This window comes from Pseudomonas sp. QD4 (genome assembly GCF_049199125.1).
Taxonomy (GTDB): Bacteria; Pseudomonadota; Gammaproteobacteria; order Pseudomonadales; family Pseudomonadaceae; genus Aquipseudomonas.
On sequence record NZ_JBLZOM010000003.1, the window covers coordinates 469,949 to 487,102 of the forward strand.

The 17,154-nt window shown below is 62.1% G+C and carries 18 protein-coding genes; 11 read left to right on the plus strand and 7 right to left on the minus strand.

Annotation, left to right across the window (positions count from 1 at the left end):
- Positions 1–90: 90 nt before the first annotated feature.
- Positions 91–1,083 carry a hypothetical protein gene (locus ACOZJV_RS22515; RefSeq protein ID WP_421548542.1) on the plus strand — a complete coding sequence of 331 codons (993 nt, stop codon included), beginning with the start codon at positions 91–93 and terminating at the stop codon, positions 1,081–1,083.
- Here the strand turns inward: ACOZJV_RS22515 and ACOZJV_RS22520 are convergent.
- The 4 genes from ACOZJV_RS22520 to ACOZJV_RS22535 all read right to left on the minus strand — a co-directional run bounded on the left by ACOZJV_RS22520 (position 1,080) and on the right by ACOZJV_RS22535 (position 5,730).
- Positions 1,080–2,261 (minus strand): hypothetical protein, encoded by a 1,182-nt coding sequence (locus ACOZJV_RS22520; protein WP_421548543.1) that lies wholly within the window; start codon positions 2,259–2,261, stop codon positions 1,080–1,082. The two genes, ACOZJV_RS22515 and ACOZJV_RS22520, sit on opposite strands and share 4 nt — an antisense overlap.
- A gap of 50 nt (positions 2,262–2,311) precedes the next feature.
- Complete coding sequence (locus tag ACOZJV_RS22525) at positions 2,312–3,502, minus strand: hypothetical protein (RefSeq protein ID WP_421548544.1); 1,191 nt, start codon at positions 3,500–3,502, stop codon at positions 2,312–2,314.
- A gap of 46 nt (positions 3,503–3,548) precedes the next feature.
- Positions 3,549–4,784 carry a hypothetical protein gene (locus ACOZJV_RS22530; RefSeq protein ID WP_421548545.1) on the minus strand — a complete coding sequence of 412 codons (1,236 nt, stop codon included), beginning with the start codon at positions 4,782–4,784 and terminating at the stop codon, positions 3,549–3,551.
- A 130-nt stretch (positions 4,785–4,914) separates the two neighbouring features.
- The gene (locus ACOZJV_RS22535) at positions 4,915–5,730 is read right to left on the minus strand and encodes a sulfite exporter TauE/SafE family protein (RefSeq protein ID WP_421548546.1); all 816 of its coding nucleotides are present in this window, start codon (positions 5,728–5,730) and stop codon (positions 4,915–4,917) included.
- A 114-nt stretch (positions 5,731–5,844) separates the two neighbouring features.
- On the opposite strand from ACOZJV_RS22535, the gene ACOZJV_RS22540 reads away from it, so the two are divergent.
- Together ACOZJV_RS22540 and ACOZJV_RS22545 are read left to right on the plus strand one after the other, a co-directional pair.
- Positions 5,845–6,615, plus strand: a complete 771-nt coding sequence (locus tag ACOZJV_RS22540; RefSeq protein WP_421548547.1) for an AraC family transcriptional regulator — start codon at positions 5,845–5,847, stop codon at positions 6,613–6,615.
- Between the two features lie 128 nt (positions 6,616–6,743).
- Positions 6,744–7,061 (plus strand): helix-turn-helix domain-containing protein, encoded by a 318-nt coding sequence (locus ACOZJV_RS22545; protein ID WP_020295700.1) that lies wholly within the window; start codon positions 6,744–6,746, stop codon positions 7,059–7,061.
- An 82-nt stretch (positions 7,062–7,143) separates the two neighbouring features.
- On the opposite strand, the gene ACOZJV_RS22550 is transcribed toward ACOZJV_RS22545, so the two are convergent.
- The gene (locus ACOZJV_RS22550) at positions 7,144–8,202 is read right to left on the minus strand and encodes an MBL fold metallo-hydrolase (protein ID WP_421548548.1); all 1,059 of its coding nucleotides are present in this window, start codon (positions 8,200–8,202) and stop codon (positions 7,144–7,146) included.
- Positions 8,203–8,411: 209 nt separating this feature from the next.
- Here ACOZJV_RS22550 and ACOZJV_RS22555 point away from each other — a divergent pair, with 209 nt between their 5' ends.
- From ACOZJV_RS22555 to ACOZJV_RS22570, 4 genes are all read left to right on the plus strand, one after another.
- The gene (locus ACOZJV_RS22555; RefSeq protein WP_078470870.1) at positions 8,412–9,020 is read left to right on the plus strand and encodes a TetR/AcrR family transcriptional regulator; all 609 of its coding nucleotides are present in this window, start codon (positions 8,412–8,414) and stop codon (positions 9,018–9,020) included.
- 212 nt (positions 9,021–9,232) lie between these two features.
- Positions 9,233–10,303, plus strand: a complete 1,071-nt coding sequence (locus ACOZJV_RS22560) for a diguanylate cyclase (RefSeq protein ID WP_421548549.1) — start codon at positions 9,233–9,235, stop codon at positions 10,301–10,303.
- Positions 10,304–10,666: 363 nt separating this feature from the next.
- Positions 10,667–11,986 carry a methyl-accepting chemotaxis protein gene (locus tag ACOZJV_RS22565; protein WP_421548550.1) on the plus strand — a complete coding sequence of 440 codons (1,320 nt, stop codon included), beginning with the start codon at positions 10,667–10,669 and terminating at the stop codon, positions 11,984–11,986.
- An 89-nt stretch (positions 11,987–12,075) separates the two neighbouring features.
- Positions 12,076–12,618, plus strand: a complete 543-nt coding sequence (locus ACOZJV_RS22570) for a DUF1003 domain-containing protein (protein ID WP_201132026.1) — start codon at positions 12,076–12,078, stop codon at positions 12,616–12,618.
- Positions 12,619–12,622: 4 nt separating this feature from the next.
- Here the strand turns inward: ACOZJV_RS22570 and ACOZJV_RS22575 are convergent, their stop codons facing one another.
- Complete coding sequence (locus ACOZJV_RS22575; protein WP_078470943.1) at positions 12,623–13,570, minus strand: LysR family transcriptional regulator; 948 nt, start codon at positions 13,568–13,570, stop codon at positions 12,623–12,625.
- Positions 13,571–13,595: 25 nt separating this feature from the next.
- On the opposite strand from ACOZJV_RS22575, the gene ACOZJV_RS22580 reads away from it, so the two are divergent.
- Positions 13,596–14,315 (plus strand): CTP synthase C-terminal region-related (seleno)protein, encoded by a 720-nt coding sequence (locus ACOZJV_RS22580; RefSeq protein WP_421548551.1) that lies wholly within the window; start codon positions 13,596–13,598, stop codon positions 14,313–14,315.
- Positions 14,312–14,635: an antibiotic biosynthesis monooxygenase family protein gene (locus ACOZJV_RS22585; protein WP_421548552.1), complete on the plus strand. Its 324-nt coding sequence runs from the start codon at positions 14,312–14,314 to the stop codon at positions 14,633–14,635. Before ACOZJV_RS22580 ends, ACOZJV_RS22585 begins: the two co-directional genes overlap by 4 nt.
- Before the next feature lie 12 nt (positions 14,636–14,647).
- On the opposite strand, the gene ACOZJV_RS22590 is transcribed toward ACOZJV_RS22585, so the two are convergent.
- Positions 14,648–14,983, minus strand: coding sequence for a DUF2025 family protein (locus ACOZJV_RS22590; protein ID WP_078470876.1), 336 nt, complete (start codon positions 14,981–14,983; stop codon positions 14,648–14,650).
- A 341-nt stretch (positions 14,984–15,324) separates the two neighbouring features.
- On the opposite strand from ACOZJV_RS22590, the gene ACOZJV_RS22595 reads away from it, so the two are divergent.
- Positions 15,325–16,452: a glycerophosphodiester phosphodiesterase gene (locus ACOZJV_RS22595; protein WP_201132029.1), complete on the plus strand. Its 1,128-nt coding sequence runs from the start codon at positions 15,325–15,327 to the stop codon at positions 16,450–16,452.
- A gap of 2 nt (positions 16,453–16,454) precedes the next feature.
- Positions 16,455–17,153 (plus strand): helix-turn-helix domain-containing protein, encoded by a 699-nt coding sequence (locus ACOZJV_RS22600; RefSeq protein WP_421548553.1) that lies wholly within the window; start codon positions 16,455–16,457, stop codon positions 17,151–17,153.
- The last annotated feature ends 1 nt before the right edge of the window (position 17,154 follow it).

Sequence of the window (17,154 nt, forward strand, 5' to 3'; positions counted from 1 at the left end):
CCGGTTGATCGGGCACGGCATGCAAAGAATGCGTGCAGCCAACCGGTGCTACCGCTATAAAAGGCCCTCTTCGCTCAAGGATCCGGCCCCATGAAATTCGACCTCGCCTACTGCATCAGCCTCGACGACAAGTTGTCGATCTATGACGTGCGCGATCTGAATTTCGACGAGACTCTGGCCTTCGACTCGGCGAAAGAACAGTTCCAGTGCCCCAACGATGCCTGCCGCAGCGCGTTCGAGGCCGGCAACGGCTTGGGTACCTTCAACGCAAAGAACATCAATTACATCCGCACCCCGCACTTCAAGAACCTGCCGGGCACCCTGCATATAGAGGGCTGCCCTTATGGCAGCAGGACGCTGGCTGGCGAACTGGACAGCAGCGAGAACGAGGACGCGCGTGAAGAGCACTTCCCGTCCGAGCTGTTGCTGGCCCGCCGCGAATACCAGCGCAAGCCTGCCGCCAGGACCGACGCAGTCCACGCCCCTCAGGACATTCCCGCGCCCGCCTCCCGCAGCGATACGCCCTACACCGCTCGAGACACTGCGCCGGATAAAACCAGCGTCTTCGCCCATCCAGTGGAATGCTTTGTGTCGAATATCGACGACAAGGAGCTGCTCAAGCGCATGCCGCTGAAGATCGGCGAGCACAGCGCGTCCTATGCCACGTTTTTCAAGAAGATCGAGTACCTGCAAGACAACAGGGGCTTGATCTACTGGGGCAGGATCAAGGAGATCAAGGACTACAACCTGAGCTTTCGCATCGATTTCGAGCAAAAGGTCTGGCTCAAGAAAGACCCCGACGCCAAGAAAAAGCCCTATTCGGTCAATGTCTACCTGAGCAAGAAACTGATCGACAACTACCGCAAGCGCAACGCTTTCCTCGAGGAGATCAAGCACGCCATCGACAGCAAGCGGGAGTTGTATTGCTTCTTTTACGGGGTGACGCCGGAGCTGAAGCAGGTGCCGAGCAAAAAGAGCCCCGATCAGACGTTCGAGGTGTTCAGCGCCAATATCGAAAGCCTTGAGCACTTCATCATTCGTGAAGCCCCGGGGCTCAAGGCGCAGTCAGCCACAGGCTCTTAGTCAGGCAGGTGCAACGGGACCCCGCCCGGGGTCTTTTTGACGATGGAGTACGGCAGGTAACTCCAGCTCGGCCAACGGCAGGCCGAGGCCGCCTGGACGAAATCAGGGTTGAAATACAGGCCCTTGGCGGTGAAGTACCAGTTGGCAAATTTCCAGCGCTGCTCATTGTCGTAGTCGCAACCGCCCTGCTCGCCGGCGTCTTTCATCTGTCGCGGGTACAGCTCCTGGAAGTAACCCACCAGCCAGCGACCGAAGAGGGTGTTGCGATAGTCGTAGTAGGCGTCAGTGATTTCGGCCGGGTAATGGTCGCGCCCTGGCATGAATTCCTCGTAGTGAATCGGCTCGCCCTCGGCGATCCACATCACGTCCTCCAGGGTCAGGGGTCGGCCCGTGCTGGCATCCAGGTTGATCGGAAACTGATCCTGATTGGGGCTGGCGCCGCCACACATGAACTCATGGCTGACACTGACGCTGATCACCGAGGACGTCAGCAGCATCGGCTTGGCCGTCTGCTCGAAAGAACCCTCGTCACCGCCGGCCAGCAGACAGCCGTGATAGGCCACCACCGCCTGCCACAAGCTGCTCGACAGCTGCAGGTTGATGGCCTTGAGCGCCGGCTGCGGGTAACCGGCAACCACTTCAAACAGGGTCGCGCCGGATTCGGGCTCGCTCCACCATTGCAGGCTGTAGCCCATGAAGTTCTGCTTTTTACCGGGCTTGAGCTTGAGCTCCAGCAAACGCAGGTAATCATAGGGCGCCATGTCGTGCATCAAGGCCAGGTACGGAATCGGTTCGGCCGGCAGTGGCGGGATCCGCGCCGGGCTCAATTCGATCTTGAGGCTCTTGCCATCGGCGCCTTTCCATTCGCCTTGCCAGCCCTTGGCCGAAGGTTCCAGGCGCAAACCGGGGTGGGCGCCACTGCTGCCCCAGCGACTTTCCTCCAGCACCATGGCATCGCCCTCGCGCTTGCCTTCAAGGCGCAGGTCCTTGTGGTACTTGCGGTAGAAGTAGCGCCCCTGAACATCCCCCGCCATGTCCTCGAACAGCTCGACAACAATCGGTGCCTGGCCGAGGGTGCCGGTGAATACCTGCTTGCCCTCGCTGGCCCAGACCGGGGCCGTCAGCAACATCGAGTAGAGCGCGAAGCGACAGGTCCGCAGCAGCAGTCCTTTGAACATTGAACGGTCCTTGAAAAACGAGCAGGCGCCCGGCAGATGAAATAAGCGATTCAGGGTAATGGCAACGCCAGGCGACCGGGATGCTGCCTGACAAGGCTGTAGGGCAATACGCTCCACACCGGAGCCCGGCACCCGCCCTCGCTGTGGGAAAAAGCCGGAAGCACATGCAATCCCTCTATTCCCAGGTACCAATTGACGTACACCCAGCGCTCCACATTGCTGTAGTCGCAACCCTCCTGATCGCTTGCTGGAGGGGTCAGGCCCTGGGGGTGAAGGGCCTGGAGCTGGCTGATCAGCCAGGGGGCAAGACGCTGCCGGCGATACTCGGCAAAACCGCTGGAGTCGACATCGGACTCCTCCTCGCCCCAGCCATTCTCATCTCGCACGTAGCGAAATGCCCGGCCCTCACCGAGCCACAACAGGTCCTCCAGGGTCAGTTCCCGGGCGGTGTCCACCTGCAGATTGAAGCCGGCCTCGGTTTCGTCCGGGTGCGGCCCGCCGCAATCCCAGCTCCTGGAAATACTGACACTGAGCAAAGCCGGGCTCAGCAGTTTGGGGCGAGCTTGCTGCTCGTAAACCGCTGCCTCGCCGCCATTGAGCCGGCACTCGTGGTATTGCTCCACGTCGCGCCACAGGCGCGTCATCAGTTGCTGATTGATCCGTGTGCGCTGCTCAGTTGGGTAACCTTCGACCACTTCGAACAGGCTGACGTTGGACTGCGGTTCGCGCCACCACTGCAGGGTGTAGCCCATGAACACCTGTTTCTTGCCCGGTTGCAGGGTCAGGCCCAGCAGCCGCAGGTATTCATAAGGCGCGCCGGTGTAGAGCGTGGCCAGGTACGGCAGCGCATCACTGGGCAGAGGCGGCAGTTGGGCCAGGCTCAACTCGACCTCGAGTTGCTTGCCCTCGGGGCTTTGCCACTGCCCCCGCAAGCCGCTGGCAGTCTCGCGCAAGCGCAGGTGTGGCAACGCCTTGCCATCCCCGCCCCGGTCATCGCCTTCGACCAGGCTGATGAGTTGCCCGTCGCGGTGGCCATTGAGCACCAGGTCCAGGTGGTACTTCTGGTAGAAGTAACGGCCATTCACCTCGTTGTCATTGGAGCTATCAAGCATCAGGACAATCGGCATCTTGCCCAGGGTGCCGCGGTAGACCCGGGGGCCTTCGTCCGCCCACAGCGAACTGCACAGCCCAAAACACAACACGGCGGCCAGTGACAGCTGGCGCAACAGTCCCTTGAGCATTGGATGATCCTTGAATAAAGAGGCCGCAGGCCACGGTGCGATGGGATCAGGGCCGGGCATACAGGCTTGGCTCCGGCAGCTTCAGCCCGGCCTTGCCCGGATACTGCTGCAACACCGGGTACGGCAGCACCGACCAGACCACGCCACCACACCATTGCAGTTTTTCCGGGTAGACCGGCGACAGATACAGGCCCTGGGGCGTGAAGTACCAGGCCGGGTTCCGCCAGTGGCTGGGGTTATTGAAATCACAGACTCGATCGGCCTCTTCCGGGGCCAGCATGGGTTGCGGATACAGGCTCTGCAACTGTGCCACCAGCCAGGGCGCAAACACCTGGCTACGGTAATCGTCGAAAGCCTTGGCCTGGGCTTCAGGCAAGTGCCCGTCAGCTTGGCTCCGCCGGTCACCCACATTCATCGCCGGGCCCTGGCCCACCCACAACACGTCTTCCAGAAACAGCGGCTGAGCGCTGTGGGCGTCGAGGTTGACCGGCTGCTCGCCCTCGTCGGGGGTTTCGTCGCCACAACGCCGGGCTATGTAAAAGCTGGCGCTGACGATCTCCGGGGTCAGCAACGTGACCGAAGTACTGGCCTGGTGATAACTGTCATCAGCGCCGACCTTGGCCAGGCAGGTGAAATGCGCCGCCACTTCGGACCACAGGCGCTGGCGCAGGTGCTGGTTGATCCGCTCGCGCTCCTCGGGCGTATAGCCTGAAAGCACTTCGAACATTTTTATTTTCGAGGTCGGCTCGGTCCACCATTGCAGGCTGTAACCCATGTACTCCACCGGCTCACCGGCCGTTAGCTGCAGCCATTGCAAACGCAGAAAATCGTAGGGCGATGCCTGGTAGGTCTCGGTGAACACCGGCTGTGCCTCGGCCTGTGGCGGGTCAACCCGAGCGGGATCGAGGGTCAGCAGGGTCTGCCGTCCTTCAGCGCTCATCCACTGGCCCTGCCAGCGACCATCGGGGATTTTTTTTAGGCGCATCCGCGCAGAGGGCGTGTAGCGATCCTCGGCGTGCTCCTCGAGCAGCAACTGGTCGGCTTCGAGCGTGCCGGCAAAGCGCTGATCATGCGGGGCGTTTTTTGCAAAGTAACGACCACTGACCTTGGCCGGGTTCCTCAGGTCCAGTTGCAGCACAATCGGGGTGCTGTCCAGGGTCCCGGTATACAACCCGTCCACCGGCCGCGCCTGCCGAGATGGCCACAACCCAATCACCACCAACAATGCCAGCAGCGCCATGGCGACCCAGAGTGCGCGCCAACCGAAGCGTCCTTTGTACATTCAGCCTTCCTTGAACAGGGGGTGACAGGAACGAGACCTGCCTGCCTGATAACGGCGCTGAAGTATGGCGAGGTTGGCCGGCAGAATCGACTGCTGGCGCGTTAAAGATTCAAGCGTCGGGAAGGCGAATTCAATGCCAGCACATGCTCAACAGCACCAGCAGCAAGAGGCCGATATACACCCGCGCATGCAGGCGATCGGCAATCCGCCCGATCCACGGCGACGCCAGGCGAATACCCAGCAACGAGCCAAGGGTCAGCACCGTGAAGGCCAGCAGGTCGACATAGCCGATAAACCAGGGGCCCAGGTCGAAATCGCTGAACCCGGCCAGCACCAGGTAAGTCAGGGTGCCGGCTAGGGCCACCGGCACACTCAGCGGGTTGGCCATGGAGGTGGCCTGGGTCATGCTCAGCCCGCAACGGCGCAACAGGGGCACGGTCATGACGCTGCCGCCCACGCCGAGAAAGGTTGCAATGACACCGATCCCCAGGCCGCTGCCGGCCGTCCGCGCCGGCCCCAGGAGGCGCGGCGTGGCGTTGGCTGAGGGTTGTAGAAAGCCGCGACGCAGCACGCAGTCGGCGATGGTCAAACCCAGGTAGGCGATAAAGGCGTAGCGAATCACCTCGCCATCCACCCAGCTCGCGGCCAGCGCACCGAACACCGCGCCAAGCCCGATATAGCCACCCAGGGGCCACACATACTCGCGGAGCAGGTTGCCGGCGCGCCGGTGTTTGAAGGTGGCGAGCAGCGCGTTGACGATCATTACGCAGGTCGATGTGGCCACCGCCACCTGCATCGCCGACTGGCTGATCGCGCTGTCGCTGCCATGACTGGCCAGCAGCAGGCGATAGAGCAAGGGCACCACCACAAAACCGCCGCCAAACCCGAACAGCACCGCGGTGACACCGCTCAGGCAGCCAAAGAGTGCGAGGAGTAAATAGAGCATCGAACACCGTCCATCAGCAGAAAGAACGCGAACGATAGAGCGCAGACCCTTGGCTTGCTTGCGTAAGCCAGCCAATACTATTCGCGTTTACGCCAACTGCCGGACGGTGCCTGGATGCGCAATATTTCGATCAACCAACTGGACCACACGCCGCGCCCGGTGGTGGCGATCGGCACCGACTACCCCGACGGCTATCTGCTGGCGCGCCACAGTCATCGCCGTGCCCAATTGCTGTATGGCGCCACCGGGGTCATGCAGGTCAGCACCCGCCACGGCAACTGGGTGGTGCCGCCGCAGCGCGCGGTGTGGATCGCGCCGCAGGTCGAACATGAGGTGCTGATGCTCGGGGTGAGCACCCGCAGCCTGTACATCGAACCGGCACGCGCACCGTTGCTGGGCAGCGAGTGCCAGGTGATCAGTGTCTCGCCCTTGATGCGCCAACTGCTGCTGGAGGCGGTCGAGATGCCGCTGGAGTACCAGCAGGACGGCCGTGATGGGGTGCTGGTCAGCCTGCTGCTGCATGAGCTGGCGCGCACCACCCGCCTGCCGCTGCATATCCCCCTGCCGGCCGACGCTCGCCTGCTGGAGTTGTGCCGCTCGTTCCTGCAGCGCCCCAATGCCCATCAGTCGCCGGAACGCTGGGCCGAGCAATTGCACATCAGCCTGCGGACCTTCAATCGCCTGTTTCGGCAACAGACCGACATGAACTTCGTCCAATGGCGACAGCGCGCCTGCGTGGTCCTGGCCCTGGCACGCCTGGCCGCCGGGGAGCCGGTGACGCGGATCGCGATGGATTTCGGCTACGACAGCCCGGCGGCATTCTCGACCATGTTCCGCCGCGTACTGGGGCAAGCCCCCTCGACCTATCTGAACCACCCGCTTTAGAGCCCCGGGAAAAGCCTTGTCACGAACCGCCGGGCTCCAGGCTGAAAATGAGTTTGATTCGGTCGCCAAACAACTGTACAAATAAACAGTACTTTAGCGAACCACCTGTCATCCTCCCGGAGAAAACCATGGCTTCCCTCGCGATGAAAATCACCCTGGAACGTATCGCGCTCTATCAATTCACCCCGGAACACTGCACCCAGGCCCGCGACTTGCTGGGCTGGGACATGGAGCAATTGGCTCAAGCATCCGGCGTCTCGGTACAGGCCATCCAGCGCTTCGAAGCTGGCTTCGAATTGCGCGACGTAACCCGCCTGGCCCTGGCGTTTTGCCTCGAGGCCGAGGGCCTGGTGTTCTTCCCCGGTTTCTCGCCCGGCCGTGGCATGAATATCCGCGGCGCCACCCCTAACCCCAAGGAACGGTCTGACTACGCCATGATTGAGTGATTCAGCCACGCATTCAGCGGACCTGGGGCAACTGCGGCAGCACTTGCCGCATGCCCCTGCGGCAAGTGCTGATTGACGGGCGTTACAGGCTGTTGAGGGGCACCGGGGCCGCGGTACTTTCCACGTCCAGCCACCAGGGCGTACCGCGCTGGGGCTGCTCCAGGTTGAAGGCCTGGCCCATTTGCGGCGTGGTGATGGCGATGCTGCGCTCCCAGGCCAACTCCAGGATGCGGTCGAAAGGCTCATACCAGGCGTGCATCGACAAATCGAACGTTCCGTTATGAATGGGCAGCAGCCAACGACCCTTGAGGTCGATATGGGCTTGCAACGTCTGCTCCGGTTGCATGTGCACATGGGGCCAGTCGACGTTGTAGGCGCCGGTTTCCATCAGGGTCAGGTCAAAGGGGCCGTACTGCTGGCCGATGCGCTTGAAACCATCGAAGTAACCGGTATCGCCACTGAAAAAGATCCGTGTGGCGCCGTCGAGCATCACCCACGAAGCCCACAGCGTGCTGTTGCCGTCGAACAGCCCGCGTCCGGAAAAGTGCTGCGAAGGCGTAGCGACAAAGCGGATGCCGGCCACTTCGGTGCCCTGCCACCAATCCAGCTGGCGCACCTTGTCGGCGGGCACTCCCCATTTGATCAGGGTGTCGCCCACTCCCAGTGGCGTCAGGAAGCAGCGGGTTTTATCCGCCAGCTTGAGTACGGTCTGATGATCCAGATGATCGTAATGGTCATGGGACAGAATCACCGCCTCGAGCGCCGGCAACTCTTCAAGGCTGATGGGCGGCTGATGAAAACGTTTCGGCCCGGCCCATTGCACCGGCGATGCGCGCTCAGCAAATACCGGATCGGTGATCCAGAACTTGTCACGCAGTTTTAACAGGACGGTCGAATGGCCCAGGCGAAACACACTGTGATTGGGCGCAGCCAGCAACTGCTCGCGGCTCAACGGTTGTACCGGGATAGCTCCGGCCGGACGGGTATTACGCGGTTTATGAAAAAGCATGTTCCAGAAAATCCGCAACGTCTTGCGCAAGCCTTCACGCTGTACCGGAGCGTGATTGCGATAGGCGCCTTGTTCCTGGCGCGAGGTTTCAAGGCGAGTGGCGCCGTTGGCGCGGGAAGAAAGAGTGGCCATGACCAAGTGACTCCAAGGAACGCGGCGTGGTTCCGATGATGCTCTGCGGGATGAAATGGCCAATGCACGCACGCGTCAGCCGACAATCATTGTTCTGCGCTTTCTCCAGACAACAACTACACTGCACAGTGTAGTTTCTAGATTGCAACAACACGCAGAAGAAGTAAACTGCCCGGTGCAATTTCCCCCATCAGCCTTGAACCTCACTTATGACAGCTCCAACGCGCCTCACCGACCGAAAACGCGAAGCCATCATCCAGGCGGCGATCAGCGAATTCCGCGCCAGCGGTTTCGAAATCACCAGCATGGACAAGATCGCCGCGACGGCCGGTGTTTCCAAGCGCACGGTGTACAACCACTTCCCGAGCAAGGAAGAGTTGTTTGCCGAAATCCTGCATAAGCTGTGGACCAGCATCTGCGCCGAATCAGACACCGTCTACCGCCAGGATCGGCCTCTGCGCGAGCAACTTCAGGAGCTGCTGCAGGCCAAGATGCACATGCTCGCCGACGACAACTTCCTCGATCTGGCGCGCGTGGCGATAGCCGCCACCATCCACTCCCCCGAGCGTGCGCAAAACATGGTCGCGCGCCTTGGGGAGCGTGAGGAAGGACTGACCAAGTGGATCCGTGCGGCGCTCGATGATGGCCGACTCAAACCCCTGGCCCCGGAGTTCGCCGCCCACCAGATCCACGGGTTGCTCAAGGCCTTTGCCTTCTGGCCTCAAGTCTCCCAGGGCCAGCCTGCCCTGCCGCCCACGGAGCAGGTAGCGGTCATCGAGTCGGCATTGGATATGTTTCTGGCGTGCTACCAGCTCTGAGCCCGAGCGGCACCTTCTGCCCATATAGCCCCACGGATTCGCCGCCCCGCTGCTTGAACACCGCCCAGATAGGGCGGTTCCGCAATGAAATGGCTTCGAAGGACACTGATTATTCTGCGTGGAATAAATGACAATATTCACCGCGCTTATCCGATAAACGGTTCGATCGGATAAACACTCGAGTGATTCAGAGCAATTCGGTGCAGGGAAAAATGGAAAACCAACGCGGCAAAGGGCTGTCATTTGCCAAAAGAATCTATATGCCAAGAATTGTCGGCCTGGGGATCGGCTGCCTTAGCGTATACGCCGCGCTCTACCCACTGCCGATGCCCAACTGGGTCTGGGTGCTGCTGATCTTCAATGGCTTCGTCTGGCCGCACATCGCCTACCAGCTGTCGACCCGTTCAAGCTTTCCCTACCAGGCCGAGCGCCGCAATCTGCTGTACGACTCGGTACTGGGCGGCTTCTGGGCCGCCACCATGCAGTTCAACCCTCTACCGACGGTGACCATTCTCGCGATGATGGCGATGAACAATGTCGCAGCGGGCGGCAAGCGCCTGCTGATCCGCGGTGCGCTGGCCCAACTGGGTGGAGTACTGATTTCCTGGATGCTGTTCGGCCCGGGGTTCGTCAACCACGCCAGTACTGCGCAAATCTACGCGTGCCTGCCGATGCTGACCCTCTACCCCCTGGCCGTGGGCATGGTGTGCTACCAATTGGCAATCAAGTTGTCCGAGCACAAGCGCGCCTTGAGCGCCCTGAGCCGGATCGACAGCCTTACCGGCCTGCTCAATCACGGCTCCTGGAAAGACCTGCTGCACATCAAGTTCCACAAATGTCGACAACAGCAGGCTCAGGCAACGATTGCCCTGATTGATGTCGATCACTTCAAGAGCATCAATGACAGTTATGGCCACATCGTCGGCGACGCCGTGCTGCGCCAGTTGAGCAGTGATCTGCGGCGCAATCTGAGAGAGAACGATCTGGCCGGGCGCTACGGCGGCGATGAGTTCTGCGTGATTCTGCCGAGCCGCTCACTGCATCAGGCCGCTGAAGTGATGGAACGGCTGCGTGAGGTGTTCAGCAACTACCGCCACAGCGAAGTGCCGCAATTGCGGGTCAGCCTGAGCATTGGCCTGGCAGCGTTCCATCCCCGGTTCGACGATGCCGCCACCTGGCTCAACGAGGCCGACAAGGCGCTGTACCGAGCCAAAAACACCGGCCGCAACAAAATCGCCAGCGCCGAACCCACCCAGGATTACCCCGTGGCCAAACTGGCCTGAGCCCTGCCGCTCGTCAAAAAACTTGTACAAAAAGGCCGTTTTGTATTTATTTGTACAAGTTTATTTGGATTTCTCCTGGCGCTAGCCAGCATAATGATGTCATCGCGTAGACCCCAAACTGTCGCCGCCATGGATCGCGTACTGTCACCTGGTACTCCTAATTTGCCTGGCAGGTGCGTCGTCTTATACAAATGGCGAAAACCCGAGGAAAAACCGCGCCCGTGCATCACATCCATCCTTGCTTTATGTCAGTCATGGAACGCTGATATCAGCAGACAATGCCGAGGCACCCGAGGCTTCGGTATGCAGGCGAACTTGAACAGGGACCGACTTCCCCGTTTTTCCCACTGAGCACCCGCGACCATGCTATTCAAACGCCATAACCAGACCATCCAGAACCTGCAGCAAACCGTCGCCCAACAAGCCAGCATGCTCGACGCCATCGAGCGCTCGATGGCAGTGGTGGAATTCGACATTGACGGCAATGTGCTGCGCGCCAATGACAACTTTCTCCAGACCATGGGCTACCGCGAGCAACAGGTGATCGGCCAGCCCCATCGCCTGTTCTGTACCGAGGCATTTACCCGCAGCAATCAGTACCGCGAGCTCTGGAGCCGCCTGAAAAATGGCCAGTTCGAGTCCGGGACCTTCGAACGTCTCGACAGCAAGGGCCGTTCGGTCTGGCTGGAGGCCAGCTACAACCCGATCCGCGACGCTTCGGGCGCAGTGGTGAAGGTGGTCAAATACGCCCTCGACGTGACGACCAGGATCCAGCAGGAAACCGACGCCAAGGGCAAACTGGACGCCATCGACCGGGCGATGGCGGTGATCGAATTCGATCTCTCGGGCAACATCCTCAGCGCCAACCAGAACTTCCTCAATCGCCTCGGCTACAGCCTGGCCGAGCTCAAGGGCAAGCACCACCGGATTTTCTGCCCGGCAGAACTGGTCAACAGCAGCGCCTACCAGGACTTCTGGCGCCGGCTCAATCTGGGCGAGTTGTTCAGCGGCCAGTTCGAACGCGTCGACAAGCGCGGACAGACCCTGTGGCTGGAGGCCAACTACAACCCGGTGTATGACGCCAGCGGGCGTCTGTGCAAAGTGGTGAAATTCGCCTCCGACGTCACGGCCATGGTGCAGCAGCACGAACGGGACGCGCAAAGTGCCACCCAGGCCTACCACATCTCGGTTGCCACCCGGAAAGTCGCCGAACAGGGCACCGAAGTGATCCAGCAGGCTGCCAGCGAAATGCGCCATATCGCCGAGAACATCGAGGGCTCGTCCAGCCTGATCGCCCAACTCGGCGAGCGCTCCGAGCAGATCACCGCCATCGTCAACACCATCCGCGCGATTGCCGACCAGACCAACCTGCTGGCGCTCAACGCGGCCATCGAAGCGGCACGCGCCGGGGAACAAGGCCGAGGATTTGCCGTGGTGGCTGATGAGGTCCGGCAATTGGCCGCCCGCACCAGTGGCTCGACCGCGGAAATTTCCGCGATGATCGACGTGATCCAGAACGAGACCCAGCAAGCCATCAAAAGCATGCAAGGCACCCGGGACCGAGCCTCCAAGGGCGTCGGCCTGGCCGACCAGGCAGGCACGGTGATCCTGCAGATTCGTGATGGCACCAGCGAAGCAGTGCAAGCGGTGAGCATGTTCGCCAGCGAGCGCAAGGCGCTCTAATTCGCGCCGGCCCGATGCCATCCAAGGCATCGGGCAATGCCTGACAGGGCTATAGTCGCCCAACGTCCCAGTGCATTGCAGAGAACCCCATGAGCCCGAAAAAACCTGAAGCCGCCAGCCCTGCCGCCCCCCTCGACCACCTGCGCTTTCACCGTCCTCACGCTCATCTCACCAGTACCTTCGGCAACGATACCTTTGCCCTGAAGGCCGAGGCCTTTGCGCGTTTTTTCGGTACCCCGACCTTTCTCGGGGCCCAGACTCTGATCGTACTGGTGTGGATCGGCCTCAACCTGGCCGGCGTGACCACCTTCGACGTCTACCCGTTTATCCTGCTTAACCTCGCGTTCAGCCTGCAGTCTGCCTACGCCGCGCCGCTGATCCTGCTGGCGCAAACCCGCCAGGCGGCACGCGATAAGGCCCAGGCCGACGCCGATGCCCAACACCGCGAGGCCATCGCGGTGGCCAACGCCGACCGCCAGGCCCAGGCCGCGCAAAACACCGCACAGTTGCTTGAGCTACTGGAGCAGAACACTCAGTTGACGCAGATGACCAAGCAGTTGACCGAACGCATCGAAAGCCTGACCACGGAAATGCACCAGCACTTTGTGCGCAAGGAACCGCCACAGGCCTGAGGCGTCAAGGCAGGCGCACGCCCCGCGCCAGCTCATCAAACAAGGTCACCACCGAGCGCAATGCGCGGCAATCCGGCCGGGTCAGCAGCCACAAGGCGGTATCGCAGCCGCTCAAGGCCTCGCTCAAGGGCTGCAAACCGGAGCCCTCGCCCAACAGGAAGTCCGGCAACACCGCAACCCCCAGCCCGGCACGAGCCAGTTCGCTGACCGACAACATGCTGTTGCAGCGATAGGCGGGCCGCACCCCGGGCCACTGTTGGCGGCGCCAGGCCACCGTCGGGTGATCAGGGAGAAAATCGTCCGGAGCGATCCAGGTCAGCCGCTCCAGATCCACACTTGCCAGCGTTTTCAGATAGGCGTCGCTGGCGCAGACCCGATAAGACACCGCCCCCAGTCGCCGCCCCACCAGGTGCTCGGGCGGCGTGCGGGTCAGGCGCAAGGCGATGTCGGCATCGCGACGGCTGAGGTTGGCGAAATCATTGGAGGTGCACAGCTCGACCGCGAGCGCCGGGTAGGCCGGCATGAAGCGCGCCAGGGCCGGTAGTAGCAACCCCTGCAATACCGAGTCGGTACAGGTCAGGCGTACCGTGCCGCTGATGACTTCACCGCCCTGCTCGACACCGACCCGCGCCGCTTCCAGTGCCTGCTCGGCGCGCTCGGCCTGCTGCGCCAGGGCCTGGGCCAGGCTGGTGGGCAGGTAGCCGGCGCGGCTCTTGTCGAACAGCTGCTGACCCAGGGCCGCCTCCAAGCGGCGTACGGCGCGAAACACGGTCGACACATCGACCTTGAGCAGCGCCGAGGCTCGGGCCAGCGAGCCACCCCGGACCAGGGCAAGGATCAGGGCGAGATCGGGGTAGTCCAGTTGATAGTGCGTAGCTGCATTGAACACTTGGGTAAACGCCAATATTGATTGCGTGGACGCCAATCTATAGTGGCGTCCAGCAATCAACAAGCCTTGGCCCCACCGGAGTTCGAGCATGCCCTTTACCACGCCCCAGCCCCCCGTCCGCATTGCCCTGATCGGCGACTACGACCCGCAGATTACCGCCCACCAAGCCATCCCCAAGGCCCTGGAACTGTCCGCCGCCAGCCTTGACCTGAAGGTCGAGGCGCAATGGCTGGCCACTGAACAGATAGATGCAGGCACGCCGCTGGAGCGTTTCGATGGTTTCTGGTGCGTACCGGGCAGCCCCTATCGCAGCTACGAGGGTGCGATGCGGGCGATTCGCTTTGCCCGCGAACAACAACGCCCCTTCCTCGGCACCTGTGCCGGCTTTCAACATGCCTTGCTGGAGTACGCACGTCATGCCCTGGGCTGGAGCGATGCCGAGCACGGCGAGATTGCGCCACAGGCCGAGCGCGCCGTGCTCTCGCCGTTGAGCTGTGCCCTGGTCGAGGTCCGCGGCACCGTTTATTTGCAGGAAGGCAGCCAGATCGCCCAGGTCTACTCAACCCTGAAGATCGAGGAGGGGTATCACTGCCGCTACGGACTCAACCCGCAATTGGCCCCCCTGCTGCTGAGCCAGGGCCTGCATGCGGTGGGCCATGACGCGGCGGGCGATCTGCGGGCGGTGGAGCTTGCAGGCCATCCGTTCTTTATCGGCACCCTGTTCCAGCCGGAACGCGCCGCCCTGGCCGGCAGCGTTGCGCCTCTGGTCAGCGCCCTGCTCAACGCCTGCCGGGGGCCGCGCCAATGATCGGACAAACACCCGCCCCGCCCTACTACGCGGTGATTTTCAGCTCCCAGCGCCGCGAGTTCGACGCCGACTACGAGACCGCTGCCACACGCATGCTCGAGTTGGCGCAACAGCAGCCCGGGTTTCTCGGCGTGGAATCGGCCCGCGGCGAGGATGGCTTTGGCATCACCGTGTCGTACTGGGCCAGCGAGGCGGCGATCCTGGCCTGGAAACAACATGCCGAACACAGCGCCACCCGCGAGCGCGGGCGCCGCGACTGGTACGCGTCGTTCGACACCCGGGTGTGCAAGGTCGAGCGCGCTTATGGGTTCGAACGCTGAGGCAGGTCCGGCTCAGCCGTGGGCGTGCTTGACCAGGCTGCGCACCGCTGAAATCTCAGGCATGTCGTCGCGGCGCATGTACACCCGCAGGGGTTCGGTGATGTTGATCCGGTCATCGATGTTCTGGTCCAGCAGCAGCTGGATCAGCTCGCGGCTGAGGGTCATGGCCGGGCCGCTGCCCAGGGCCCAGACGAATTCACAGGTGGGGATGATGGCGTCGTCCGCAACGTCCATGCCGAAGGAGTCTTCGCTGAAACGCACGATGTAGCGGCCGGTCTTGCGATTGAAGCCGACAAAGCCCTTGAGCTGGTCGGCAGCCTGACAGATAAGCTCGGAAGTGATGCGCATGTTAAACCTCACTGAGGGTCCCGCAGGACTCGTGGTCGATGGTTTACACGCCGGGCAAGAAAAAGAATGTTCGAGGTTTCCCTCTGACGGGGAAACTGCAGGGCCCAAGAGTACTGCAAAGCGCTGCACAAACGTGTGGGAAAAAAGTCGCAGGGGGGTAATGCCGATCAGTTAAGCGATAGAGCGAGCACAAAATAACCTGTGGCGAGTACAGCGATCGTCCTTAACTGACTGGCATTAGTCGCAGGGGGCGCTTTTATGTCGCTGCCGCGATAGCACTGGCGCGCCGCAGTTGTTAAAAGAGAGGCCTCTGCCAATGCCCTCACGAAAGGACTTCGAGCATGCCGGTCACCTTCACCCACAGCGCCCTGTTATTGAGCCTGCTGCTTGGCTTCGGCCAGGCCCAGGCTGCCAGCGAGCGGGAGCCCGCCGCACTGGCCGCCAGCAATGGCATTCCTTACCCGGCGGTGATCGCCCACCGGGGGGCTTCGTTCGATGCGCCGGAGTCCACGGCGGCGTCTTACCGGCTGGCCCGCGACCTGGGCGCCGACTACCTGGAGATGGACCTGCAGCGCAGCCAGGACGGCGTGCTGTTTGCCCTGCATGACAACAACCTGCAACGCACCACCGACGTCGCCAGCAAATTCCCCGAACGCAAGGACAGCCCGGCCAACCAGTTCACCATGGCCGAACTGAAAACCCTGGATGCCGGCAGCTGGTTCAACCAGGCCTACCCGGACCGCGCGCGCCCCGCCTACGTCGGGCTGAAGATCCTGACCCTGGATGAAATCATCGACATCGCCCAGGGCAACCCGCAACACAAACCCGGGCTGTACATCGAGACCAAGGAGCCCAGGCAGTTTCCTGGCATCGAACGCGACCTCCGGGAAAAACTCCAGGACCGCGGCTGGCTGAGCCCGGCCGGTTCGAAACTGGCCAAAAGCGAACTGGCGGTCGGCCAGGGCAAAGGCAAGGTGGTGTTGCAGACCTTCGATAAACACAGCCTGGAGTTGCTGCAAAAAGAGATGCCACGGGTGCCGAAGATCCTGTTGCTGTGGGTCGGTGCCGGCAGCATCGAAGCGCAATCCCGGCAGACCTTTGCCGAGAGCGGCGAAAAAACCAAGGCTGCCTTCTACGCCAAACAGCACCCCAAGGACGAGGCCGAATTCAAGCGCTGGGTCGACTACGCCAAGGCCCAGGGAGCCATCGGCACCGGCCCCTCGACCCAGCTCAGTGACCTGGGCGACCAGAGTTACTCCGACCTGGTACAGCCCTGGATGAACCAGTACACCCATGACCAGGGCCTGCTGGTGCACGCCTACACCGTCGATGAACCGGTGGACTTCAAGCAGGTGCTGGATGCCGGCGTCGATGGCATCTTCACCAACCGCACGAGCGAGTTGCTCAAGTACGTCAAGCGCCCGGCTGGCGCCAGCGTCGCGCAACTGCTCGAAGCCAACGGTTACTGAGCATGGGCAGCGGGCGACGGCTGCCGGCAGCCGAGTGGACCGGACAGCTGTGGCTCGGCCGCGACTATGGCTTGATCCACGGTGAGCTGGGGCGTACCACGCCCCACGCCCATTACGCTCATCAGTTGCTTCTGGCCGTGGAACAGCCACTCACCATCAGCCTTGACGGCGCCCTGCACACCGGGCACCAGCTGTTTGTTCCGGCGATGCGCAGCCACGCGATCATCGAGGCACCGGGCGTGGTGTTCACGGTCTATGCCGAACCCTTGCTGATCGATGCCCAGGCGCTGCAAGACGCCGTGCGCAATGCCGAACTGTCGCTGCCCGGACTGGAGCAGGCCTTGCGCCAGTGCCCGCGCCAGGCGATCCAGGATCCGCGCATCGAACGGGCGCTGGCGGCGCTTGACGCGACCCTGGTCGGCAAGGTGCCGGCGGCGTCCCTGGCGGCCCATGCCCATCTTTCCCTGAGTCAGCTGGAGCGGCTGTTTGCCAGCCAGGTCGGGTTGCCGGTTCGGCGCCTGGTGCTGTGGCGTCGGCTGCGCCTGGCCATGGCTCTGGTACTGGCTGGCAAGTCGGTGACCGACGCCGCCCATGGCGCCGGTTTTGCCGACTCGGCGCACTTCTCGCGGACCCTCAAGGCGCTGTTCGGCGTGACCGCACGCCAGGCCCTGCAAGGCATTGAGCTGCGCCTGCTGGAATGAC